The organism is candidate division KSB1 bacterium (assembly GCA_034506335.1).
In the GTDB taxonomy this organism is placed as follows: domain Bacteria; phylum Zhuqueibacterota; class Zhuqueibacteria; order JANLFK01; family Oleimicrobiaceae; genus Oleimicrobium.
Window position 1 is genome coordinate 29,986 of record JAPDPR010000020.1, and the last position, 11,061, is coordinate 41,046.

Consider the following 11,061-nt stretch of genomic DNA (forward strand, 5'->3'; position numbering starts at 1 on the left):
CCGCTCGGCGCGTCTTGCGTCGATGGGCGAATTGGCAGCTGGCGTGGCCCACGAGATCAACAACCCCCTGGCCGGTGTGTTGACCTACTTGAAGCTCATCCAGAAGAAGCTGGCTGCTGACCAGGTGCCGCGGGAGGATTTGGCCAAGTTCCGCCAGTACCTGCAGACCATGGAGCACGAGACCATCCGCTGCTCAGACATTGTGAAGAATCTGTTGGAATTCGCCCGTCCCAGCGAGCCAACCATCACCCCGTTGTCGGTGGAGGAGACCATCAAGAAGAGCCTTTTTCTGGTGCGGCACCAGATTACACTGCAGAATATCGCCATCGTGGAGCGCTATGAGGAGGGACTGCCGCCCATTATGGCGGATGCCAAGCAGATGCAGCAGGTGCTTTTGAACCTTGTCATCAACGCGGCGCAAGCCATGCCCGAAGGTGGGGAGCTGCGGATCTCAGCCTATCGGGCACATGACCAGGGGGAAAACGTGGTGATCGTGATCCAGGATACGGGCGTGGGCATACCTGCTGAGAACCTTCCCCGCATCTTTGACCCGTTTTTCACGACCAAAGCCAGCCAGAAAGGAACAGGACTGGGACTGTCGGTGGTTTCAAGCATTGTGGCAAAACACGGCGGGCGCATCGACGTCGAAAGCGAAGTTGGCAAGGGCACAACGTTCAAACTGTTCATGCCCACGAAAAACATGGCTCAGGTGGAGGGCGTAGCGGCACAGTGAGCGGTGATACGAGCATACTCTTAGTAGATGACGAGGCCATTGTGCGAGAGTCCCTAAGCGCCTGGCTGGAGGACGAGGGGTTCGTTGTCTACGCCGCCGGATCCGGGGAGGAGGCATTGGGGCTGCTCGCTAAGGCCAAGCCTGACGTGGCGGTGATCGATATCAAGATGCCGGGGATGGACGGATTGACCCTGCTCAAGCGCCTCCGCGAGTTAGACGACAGGCTCCCGGTGGTAATGATGACCGCGCACGCGACAGTCGAAAGCGCCGTGCGCAGCATGCGCGATGGCGCGTACGACTATGTGATGAAGCCATTTCCGCCGGAAAAACTGACCAACTTGATCCGGCACATCGTTTCGCACCACCGTTTAGCACTGGCTTACGACCAATTGCATGCTGACTGGGAGCAGGTACGTCCGTGGCTGGCCTATTCGCGGCAGCTGCTCAATTTGGGGCAAGCGTTTGAGGGCTTTGTAAGCCAGTGTGGGCGCGAGATCCGCGCTGCAGTGGACTCGCTGCAAGAGGCGGAGGCACGCCTGCAGGAGCTAAGCACCGACACGGAGCTGCGACGTGCGGTCGTTGATTGCGTCGCCGCGGCGCAGAGTCAGGCTAGGGCTTCACTGCGGGCCATCGAAAACGCGCTCCGCTGTGTGACCGAGGGACGCCCGCAACCGCACCCAGTGCGCGTGAACGAGTCTGCCGAGCAGGCCTGGGCCATTTTGCGCAACGTTCCTCAGTACGCCCACCTCACGGTGCATACCCGCGTGCCTGCGGATACGCCAGCGGTGCGCGCAGAATTCTGGAGCCTGGTGCAGGTCTTCCAAAACCTCATTGACTTTGCTGCAAGCTCCTTGGGCGGACGTGGCAGTGTGGAAGTAGAAGCGATCACCAGCAAGGAGAACGTGGAGATCCACGTCAGCGTGCCCGGTGAGGTGCCGCCACCGCACGTAATGGCAGCAGTGCAGACGCCGCCTTTTCTCGGCCAGTGTCTGCCAGCGCCACTGTTGGGGTTGGTCGTCGCACGGATCGTGGCCGAGCGCTACGGCGGGCGGTTCGAGATCAGGCCTGTTCCCCCCGACCGCTTTGCCCTGGTCGTGGTGCTTGACCGTGCAGAAACGCAAGAGCAGAAGTCATAGTCGGTGCATAACAAGCACGGGAGCCAAGAGATGGATAAAGCACGTGTGCTGATCGTCGACGATGAGGCTATCATGCGCGAGTCCCTTAGCGCATGGCTGCAGGAGGAGGGCTTTGAGGTCCATACCGAGGCCGAAGGGCACGCCGCTGTCCAGTACGCAAGGGAACACCCAGTAGACGTGGCGGTGGTGGACATAAAGATGCCGGGCATGGACGGCGTGACACTTCTAAAAAAGCTGCACGAAGTACACCAGGATCTACCCGTGGTCATGATCACAGCCCATGCTACGATAGAGAACGCTATCCAGTCGATGAAGGAAGGGGCTTACGACTACCTGATGAAACCATTCCCCCCGGAAAAGCTCACCAATGTCATCCGTCGCGTCGTGGAACACCGGCGCCTTCTGGAGGAGAACATCCGTCTGCGCAAAGAGCGCCAACAGGTTCTCCGCATTGCCATCACTGCTTTGGTGACGCTCGTAGTCTTGCTCCTGGCGGCGTACCTGGTTTTTGGGAAATAGGAGGAGACACTAGCGCCGCAGGGCTTGCCAGGAGCTAGGAGAAGCAGATCGATTCATTGGTCCGGAGGCAATTGTATGGAGAAGGGAACGATTCTGGTCGTGGATGACGAGCAAGTGATGCGCGATTCCCTGCGCGCATGGCTCGAGGATGAAGGGTTCGCAGTGGATACGGCGGAAGATGCCATGAAGGCTCTGGCGATGGTAAAGGAGCGTCCCTACGATGTCGCCGTGCTCGACATCAGGATGCCGGGCATGGATGGCCTCGCCCTGCAAAAGAAGTTGCGTGAGGCACAAGAGGGGCTCCCGGTGGTGATCATTACCGCCCATGCTAGCGTGGAAACAGCGGTGCAAGCCATGCGCGAAGGGGCTTACGACTATCTCATGAAGCCGTTTCCACCAGAGAAGTTGACTCAGGTAATTCGTCACGTCATGGAACACCGTCGGCTGACGGTAGAAAACGTACGCCTGAGAAAGGAGCGCCGGAACGTCATCATCATGGCGTGCCTTGCCTTGGTGGGGCTAGCGGCACTGCTGGTGGCACCGCGTGCCGGTTCGCTGGCCATGCCCTTGTACTTCCTGTTCATGCTCTGCCTCGCAGGGGTGGTAATAGTGCTCGGGGCACAGCTGTCGGGAGCCCGTCAGCGCCCATAGCCTGCGCACGAGTGACAAAGCGGATACCTGCGGCACGAGGGGGGGCAAGCTGCAAAATGCGCAGCGCAGTCTTAGGGATGAGGAACGAGACTAGAGAGTCGACAATGGTCAAAACCCACAATGGGCAGCAGCTCATTCTGGTCATCAACCCAGGTTCTACTAGCACCAAGGTCGCGCTTTTTTCTGCCGAAGAGCCCAAGGTGAGGGAAGTGCTCACCCATCGACCGGAGGAGCTTGCGGCGTGCCCTCACGTGTGGGATCAGTTCGAACTGCGGCGCGCAGCGATCCAAGAGTTTGTGGGGCGCCATGGTGTGGACCTCAGCACGCTGGCAGCAGTGGCAGGTCGTGGTGGACTATTCCGCAGCGTCAAGGGCGGGACCTACCTGGTCAACGAGCGGATGCTCGCTGATGCACGCGCCAACTTGCAGGGCGAGCACGTGTCCAATCTCGGCTGCGCATTGGCGTTCGAGTTCGCGCGCCAGGCCGGCGTCAATGCCTATGTGACCGACCCTGTATCCGTGGACGAATTTGAGCCGTTGGCGCGGTACTCGGGTCATCCGCTCATCGAGCGACGAGCGCTGGCGCATGCGCTCAGCATCCACGAGGTAGCACGAAGGAGCGCCGCTGCAGTCGGCAAACCCCTGGCGGAGAGCAGCTTCGTAGTGGCACACCTGGGCGGAGGTATTTCCATTGCACCGGTGAAAGGTGGACGCATCATCGACGTGAACGACGCTTCCAGCGATGGCCCTTTTTCCCCAGAGCGCACTGGAGGCCTGCCCTTGCAGCCGTTCATCACCCTCTGCTTCTCCGGTCGCTATTCCGAGAAGGAAATGCGGAGCTTGGTGATGGGCAAAGGTGGACTGATCGCATACCTTGGCACCAGTTCCGCCGAGGAAGTGGAAAGGCGCATAGGCAGCGGGGATCAGGCCGCGCGCGAGGTCTACGAGGCGATGGCCTATCAAATTGCCAAGGAGATCGGGGCAATGGCCACGGTGCTCGGCGGACAGGTGGACGGCATCGTGCTCACGGGTGGACTGGCCCGTTCATCTCTCTTGGCGGACTGGGTTCGCCAGCGCGTCGAGTTCATCGCACCCGTCACTGTTATGCCAGGTGAGTTCGAAATGGAGGCAATGGTCGCAGGGGTGCTCCGCGTGTTGCGGGGGGAAGAGCCAGCTTTGGTGTATTAACTCAGGCGACCGTGTTAGAGAGTGATCGTGGAAAAGAGCAGTTTTTTTGGCAATTTCTATGGCAGCATAAGTGGACTTTCTTTCTATGCCAAAGTACCGCAACACCGGCACCCGCTTGTCTTGCTCCACGTGGTCGTGCTTGCAGCCCTAGTCTTGGCAGCAGCACTGACTCCGTTCGTGCGGCGGGTGGCGGCAGTTGGAGACCGCTTGGTCAGCTTATACGACGAGCGATTCCCGGAAATCCATCTTGCGGGCAACCACGTACGGTTCGTAGGGACCATTCCCACCGAGGTCCAACTCGCCGATGGACGGCAGGTGGTTGTTGACACCTCTGGTGCATACCTGTCTGCGGAGGGCATGGCACCTGGGAGTGTGTTGGTCACTAACCGTTTTCTCGAAGTCAAGACCAACCAGGGTCTGCGCCGCTTACTGTTCGATTCTCTGAATGCTACTCCAGGCGTGGTGATTACGCCGAAGAATGCAAGGGCGCTGAAGGACCAAGTGCTGGTCGCAATGGTCGCACTTCTTGCGGTGAGCGGGCTTGCGGCGTTTTCGCTGGTCGGACTGGTTGTTTGTCTGCTTGGCGCGGGTTGGGTGCTCTTTCTGTGCAGGCGCACGCGAACACCACTGCGCCCGCGCGACGCCTTTGCACTGGCGGCTTACGGTCTGACACCTCCCGCGCTTGTGCTTGGCGCGGTGCTTCTGGCAAAGGTCTCTTCTGGACCATTTGTAGCGCTCCTGTGGGCAGGCTACTGTTTTCTTCTGGTTCTCGTGGTGTTACGGATCCGCGGCGCTGTTGGCGTGCATGCGGCTTAGATGAGGGAAAGACGATATGGGCGAGCGAGTACCGGCAATCACTTCCCTGGACAAACTCTTAGCAGAAGCCATATCTGGGGGAAAAGTGCGGGTGGCAGTGGCTGCGGCGGACGACGAAGCCGCTCTTTCGGCACTGCATGAGGCGCACCGCGTCGGGTTGGCTGAGGCACTGCTTTTCGGCCCAGAAGAAGACATCCGCGCCACTTGGAACGGGTTGGGTGTGCCTTTACCCGCGGAAATGGTCATTCGTGACTGCGCGACCGAAGCTGAGGCCGTGAAAGCTGCGGTGCAAGCAGTGCGCGAAGGAGCGGCGGACCTGTTGCTCAAAGGCAAAACCAAAACCGCTACCTTGCTGAAGGCCGTGTTGGATGCTGAAGCTGGTCTGCGTACTGGCAGGCTTCTGAGCGACGTGTTCGTGTGCGAAGACCCGCGGAGGAAAGGGAACAAACTCCTCATGATCACAGATGGAGGAGTAACTATTGCGCCGGATATCAACCAGAAGGTCGAGATCATCTTAAATGCAGTGGAGGTGGCGCACGCGCTGGGCATACCCAGGCCGTGCGTCGCCTTACTTTCAGCCGTGGAGACTGTGGTTCCTGCCTTACCCTCCACGGTGGATGCGGCAATCATCACCAAGATGTGGGAACGTGGGCAGATCAAGGGGTGCGTGGTGGACGGACCGTTGGCCCTTGATAACGCGGTGAGCGAGGAGGCAGCGCGCACGAAAGGGATTTCCTCTGAGGTGGCCGGACACGCCGACATTCTGGTCTGTCCGGGAATCGAAGCCGCCAATATGCTGGCCAAAAGCACGACGTACTTTGCCGGTTTCCGTCTGGCGCATGTGATCGTGGGCGCCAAAGCCCCGGTTCTCATCCCTTCGCGCGCCGATTCGGCCGATGCTAAACTGATGTCCGTGGCGCTCGGCGCCATCGTCCAGCGAAGGAAAGGCGCATAGGTGCTCCAGCGCTGAGCGCATGCGCGGCGAGAGGGCCAGGACCACGCGGTTGGGCGTGGTATCGCAGAGACCGAGGGGGCCGTGTTAGGAGAGTCGGGGCGCAGAGGCTATGCAAACGTTGCAGGCGATCTTCGGCGCATAGCTAAGCGCTCCCTACCAACATCGCGATTTGCATTAAGCTATGTTTTGATGGAGCGAGAGGGTCGTGACTCGAGGTGAGCTGCCTTTTCTTGCCGCATTCGTGTGGCGTGTTAGGTGTTGATGGTCAAGAGATGGATCGTTGGAGAACTCGGGAGCGATGGAACGCCCGAAGGTGGTGAGTGGGTGAAGCGTGCGCAGATCAGAATCACTGGTGTGGTGCAGGGTGTGGGGTTTCGCCCCTTCTTGTATCGACTGGCCACAGAACATGGCATTGTCGGGACGGTGCGCAATGACGCGCACGGCGTGCTGGTAGACGCTCAAGGGGACAACGGGAGTCTATCTGCCTTCCTCCACGAGATACGGCAGTCTCCGCCGCCTCTTGCCAGGATAACTGATATCACCGTGGAATATCTTCCGCCGGCGCGCTTCACCGGATTCCAGATCGTCGCCAGCGAGGCGGATATCGAACGTTCGGTCCTCATTGCCCCGGATGTGGCCACGTGTGACGATTGCCTGCAGGAACTCTTTGACCCCACAGACCGTCGTTACCGTTACCCCTTCATCAACTGCACCAATTGCGGGCCCCGGTTCACCATCACCGCTGACGTCCCTTATGACCGACCCAATACCACCATGGCCAGTTTTGCCATGTGTCCCGATTGCCAGCGGGAGTACAACGATCCACTGGACCGGCGGTTCCATGCACAACCGAATGCGTGTCCGGTATGTGGGCCGCGTTTGTGGCTCCTTGACGAACGGGGAGCGCCGCTTGAGACTCCTGATCCCGTGGGGATGGCAGTGGAGCTTTTGCGCCAAGGGCTGGTTGTGGCGGTCAAGGGGCTTGGTGGATTCCATCTGGCGGTGGATGCCACCGACGATGCGGCCGTGCGAAGACTTCGAGCGCGCAAACATCGCGAAGAGAAGCCGCTGGCGGTGATGTCACCCGACCTGGCAGCGGTGCAGGAATTCGCGATGGTGAGCAGGGCGGAGCAACAGTTGCTGCAGTCGCGTGAACGGCCCATTGTGTTGCTGAGAAAAAAGCAACCCTGCCGCATCGCTGAGGCAGTGGCACCAGGCAACGCGTTCGTGGGGGTGATGCTTCCGTATACACCGCTCCATCATCTGCTGCTGAGAGGGAATTTTCTCGCCCTTGTTATGACCAGTGGCAATTTGTCCGAGGAGCCAATTGCGAAAGATAATGATGAAGCGGTGAGACGGTTGCAAGGGATCGCGGACTACTTCCTCGTGCACAATCGGGACATCCTGGTGCGGAGCGATGACTCTGTGCTCAGAGTCGTTGATGGACGAGCTACGCCCATTCGCCGGTCGCGGGGATACGTTCCCTTGCCGCTTCTTCTGGAAGAGGGGCACCGAGCCACGCTGGGGTGCGGCGCAGAGCTGAAGAACACGATCTGCATCTTGCGCGGTCGGCACGCATTCCTCAGCCAGCACGTCGGCGATCTCGAGAATGCCGAAACCATGCAGTTTTTCGAGGAGTGCGTTGCCCACCTGCAGAGAATTCTCCAAGTTAAGCCAGAGGTGGTTGCCTATGACTTGCACCCCCGCTATCTGGCCACGCAATGGGCCTTGGACAGAGCCAATGCGCGCTTGGTGGGCGTCCAGCACCATCACGCGCATATCGCCGCTTGTCTGGCCGAAAACCGCGTCTCGGGACCGGTAATTGGTCTGGCTTTGGACGGTACGGGCTATGGGACGGACGGCACGGTGTGGGGCGGCGAGTTTCTGGTGGCCGACACGCGGCGTTTTGTGCGCAAAGGCCATATGCGTCCTGTCAGGATGCCGGGTGCGGAGAAAGCCATCCGCCAGCCGTGGCGCATGGCACTTGCCTATCTCTCGGACGCGTACGAGGAGGAGATGTGGCGTCTGCCTCTGCCAGTGCTGCTGGACCACCGTTCAGCTGCCCGCCCCCTTGTCGAGGCCATGAAGGCCGGGGTAAATGCCCCGTTGACTACGAGTTGTGGCCGCCTTTTCGACGGTGTCGCAGCTATCGCAGGGGGCAGGCGCATTGTCTCCTTCGAGGGACAGGCCGCGATGGAATGGGAAATGGCTATGTACCACCTAGTGGGGCCGGAAGAGGCGAGCTCTGACCTGGAACGTGCCGCGGAAGAGGCCTACGCCTGCGACGTTCGGGATACACCCGACGGCCTCATCCTGGACTATCGCCGGTTAGTCAAGGGCGTAGTGGGAGACGTCCTGGCCGGTGTCGAAGTACCGTTGATTTCCAGGCGCTTCCACGCAGGGCTCTGCGTGGCACTAGCTAAGGTGTGCGTCCGTTTACGCGAGCAGACCGGATTGCAGACGGTGGCCCTCAGCGGTGGCTGCTTCCAAAACGTTTACCTGTCGACGGTCTTGCCTCGCATGCTCACCGCTGCGGGTTTCGAAGTGCTCGTGCATCGACTTCTGCCCCCCAATGATGGCTGTATCTCGCTGGGGCAGGCGGTTGTCGCGAGCCAGGTACACGGAGATGAACCAGCTGTCGATGCTAAGGAACCATTTGAGGTGTGAGAAATGTGTCTGGGCGTACCAATGCGTGTGGTGGAAATTGAGGGGGATACGGCAGTGGCTGAGATCACTGGAGTTACCAGACGTATCAGTCTGCAGCTGGTGGAGAACGTGAAAGTGGGAGACTATGTGATTGTACACGCGGGGTTTGCTATCCAGGTGTTGGACGAAGCAGAGGCGTTGGAAACCATTCAGCTGTTGCAAGAATTCGGCGTGCAGGCCGGGTGAGGTCGATGAAGTTCATCGACGAATTCAGGGACTCGCGGTTGGCCCGGGGGCTGCTGAGGCGCATTGAGGACCTCGCCCACGAGTTGCCCGTGGTGCGATTTATGGAAGTGTGTGGTACGCACACCATGGCCATCTACCGTAGCGGCCTGCGCCATTTGTTGCCCGAGAACATTGTGCTCATTTCCGGACCAGGGTGCCCCGTGTGCGTGACGGCCAATCAGTACTTGGATCGGGCTATCGCCTATGCACGACTTCCCGAGGTGATCGTCTGTACCTTTGGCGACATGATGCGTGTCCCTGGGTCCAGTTCGAGCCTGGAGTTAGAAAGAGGCAGGCGAGCAGACATCCGTGTGGTGTATTCGCCCCTGGACGCGCTGGAGGTGGCGCGCCAGCACCCCTCACGCCGAGTGGTTTTCCTGGGCGTTGGGTTTGAAACTACTGCCCCTGCTGTTGCGGCGGCCATCCAGCAGGCAGCGTCGGAGGGGTTGGCCAATTTCTTCGTGAGCTCCGCCCACAAGGTGATGCCTCCCGCTCTTGCCGCCCTCACCACAGACGGGCGGCTGCGGATCGACGGCTTTATCTTGCCCGGGCACGTAAGTGCCATCATCGGCGTGGAACCGTACCAGTTCCTGGCCGCAGAGTACCGCAAGGCGTGCGTGATTGCCGGCTTTGAGCCGTTGGACGTGTTGCAGAGTATCCTCCTGCTGGTGCAGCAGGTCCGCGACGGTCGGCGGGCAGTGGAGATCCAGTATTCCCGCGTAGTTCGGCCAGAAGGGAATCCCAGGGCGAGGGCCTTGATGGAGCAGGTATTTGTCCCTTCTGACGCGGAGTGGCGAGGCATGGGGGTAATCGCCGGAAGCGGACTGGCACTCCGCTCTGAGTACCGGTCGCACGATGCGGACGCAACCCTGGATGTGACGGTGGAGCCGACCGTTGTCCATCCTGCCTGCCGGTGCGGCGAAGTCCTGCGCGGACTGTGCGAGCCGCAGCAGTGCCCGCTTTTTGCAACTGCGTGCACCCCAGAGACGCCCATTGGTGCATGTATGGTTTCCACCGAAGGCACCTGCGCAGCATGCTACAAGTACGGTCGCCGCGTGGAGACGGGGGTGAGTGATGGATGAAGTAATCAAACTCGCTCACGGTAGCGGAGGCAAGCTGACCCATGCGTTGGTTCAGCAGGTTTTCCTGCCCTATTTTGATAACCCCGCGTTGGCGGCGATGAACGACAGCGCCGTGGTGCAACTGCTCGGTGGTCATCTGGCTTTCACGACCGATGCATATGTGGTCCAGCCCCTCTTTTTCCCTGGCGGCGACATCGGACGCCTGGCCATTTCCGGCACAGTTAACGACCTCAGCGCTCAAGGGGCGCGCCCGGTGGTCATCAGCGCTGCCTTCATCATCGAAGAAGGGATGAAGGTGGAAGAGTTGAGGCGCGTGGTGGCTTCTATGGCTGCGACAGCAAGAGAGGCGGGTGTCTCAGTGGTTGCAGGCGATACGAAAGTTGTGGCCGCCGGAGCGGCGGACAAGCTATTCATCACGACAGCGGGTGTGGGCACCTTGTTGCTCCAAGATGCCCCGACAGGCAGCGGCGCACGAGTGGGCGACGTAGTGATTGTCACCGGGACCATTGGTGACCACGGGATGGCAGTGCTTTCGGCCCGGGCAGGCCTCGCCCTCGAGAGCGCTCTCCGATCCGATGTGGCGCCACTCAACCGCCTTGTGGAGGGTCTCCTGTTACAGGGGATTGCCGTTCATGCGATGCGCGATCCCACCCGTGGGGGAATAGCTACCACCCTGAACGAGATTGCCATGGCGTCCAACGTCGAGATCGTGGTGGATGAGGAGCGAGTCCCTGTGGCGGATGAAGTGCGCGGGGCGTGCGAACTGTTGGGTTTTGACCCGCTTTATGTCGGTAATGAGGGGAAGATGGTGATTATGGTTCCGGCTGAGGAGGAAGGAAGGACCCTTGCCTATCTACACGGCCATCCACTCGGGCGCAGGGCCGCAACTATCGGCAGCGTGACGGCGCAAGGTAAGGGCAGGGTATTGCTCAAAACCGCCGTGGGTGGCCACCGCATTTTGGACATGCTGGTTGGAGAGCAATTGCCCCGCATTTGTTGAATCCATGGCCCCCCACTCATCCAATGTCGTCCAAGCGCCGACCGGACCGCG

The 11,061-nt window shown here is 60.1% G+C and carries 11 protein-coding genes; all 11 read left to right on the forward strand.

What is annotated here, in order from left to right:
• Window positions 1-733, forward strand: a 733-nt coding sequence (locus tag ONB25_07775; GenBank protein ID MDZ7392774.1) for an ATP-binding protein, incomplete at its 5' end; no start/stop codon positions are given.
• Window positions 730-1,869 (forward strand): response regulator, encoded by a 1,140-nt coding sequence (locus ONB25_07780; protein ID MDZ7392775.1) that lies wholly within the window; start codon window positions 730-732, stop codon window positions 1,867-1,869. The genes ONB25_07775 and ONB25_07780, both read left to right, overlap by 4 nt.
• 30 nt (window positions 1,870-1,899) lie before the next feature.
• Window positions 1,900-2,388, forward strand: coding sequence for a response regulator (locus ONB25_07785; GenBank protein ID MDZ7392776.1), 489 nt, complete (start codon window positions 1,900-1,902; stop codon window positions 2,386-2,388).
• 75 nt (window positions 2,389-2,463) lie between these two features.
• Window positions 2,464-3,039 (forward strand): response regulator, encoded by a 576-nt coding sequence (locus ONB25_07790; protein ID MDZ7392777.1) that lies wholly within the window; start codon window positions 2,464-2,466, stop codon window positions 3,037-3,039.
• A gap of 104 nt (window positions 3,040-3,143) precedes the next feature.
• Window positions 3,144-4,226: a butyrate kinase gene (gene buk / locus ONB25_07795; protein MDZ7392778.1), complete on the forward strand. Its 1,083-nt coding sequence runs from the start codon at window positions 3,144-3,146 to the stop codon at window positions 4,224-4,226.
• A gap of 27 nt (window positions 4,227-4,253) precedes the next feature.
• Window positions 4,254-5,042: a DUF1189 family protein gene (locus ONB25_07800; GenBank protein ID MDZ7392779.1), complete on the forward strand. Its 789-nt coding sequence runs from the start codon at window positions 4,254-4,256 to the stop codon at window positions 5,040-5,042.
• Between the two features lie 16 nt (window positions 5,043-5,058).
• The gene (locus ONB25_07805; protein MDZ7392780.1) at window positions 5,059-5,997 is read left to right on the forward strand and encodes a bifunctional enoyl-CoA hydratase/phosphate acetyltransferase; all 939 of its coding nucleotides are present in this window, start codon (window positions 5,059-5,061) and stop codon (window positions 5,995-5,997) included.
• Window positions 5,998-6,258: 261 nt separating this feature from the next.
• Window positions 6,259-8,664 carry a carbamoyltransferase HypF gene (hypF, locus tag ONB25_07810; protein ID MDZ7392781.1) on the forward strand — a complete coding sequence of 802 codons (2,406 nt, stop codon included), beginning with the start codon at window positions 6,259-6,261 and terminating at the stop codon, window positions 8,662-8,664.
• Window positions 8,665-8,667: 3 nt separating this feature from the next.
• Window positions 8,668-8,889 carry a HypC/HybG/HupF family hydrogenase formation chaperone gene (locus ONB25_07815; GenBank protein MDZ7392782.1) on the forward strand — a complete coding sequence of 74 codons (222 nt, stop codon included), beginning with the start codon at window positions 8,668-8,670 and terminating at the stop codon, window positions 8,887-8,889.
• Window positions 8,890-8,894: 5 nt separating this feature from the next.
• Window positions 8,895-10,010 (forward strand): hydrogenase formation protein HypD, encoded by a 1,116-nt coding sequence (gene hypD / locus ONB25_07820; protein ID MDZ7392783.1) that lies wholly within the window; start codon window positions 8,895-8,897, stop codon window positions 10,008-10,010.
• Window positions 10,003-11,010, forward strand: a complete 1,008-nt coding sequence (gene hypE, locus ONB25_07825; GenBank protein ID MDZ7392784.1) for a hydrogenase expression/formation protein HypE — start codon at window positions 10,003-10,005, stop codon at window positions 11,008-11,010. Before hypD ends, hypE begins: the two co-directional genes overlap by 8 nt.
• The last annotated feature ends 51 nt before the right edge of the window (window positions 11,011-11,061 follow it).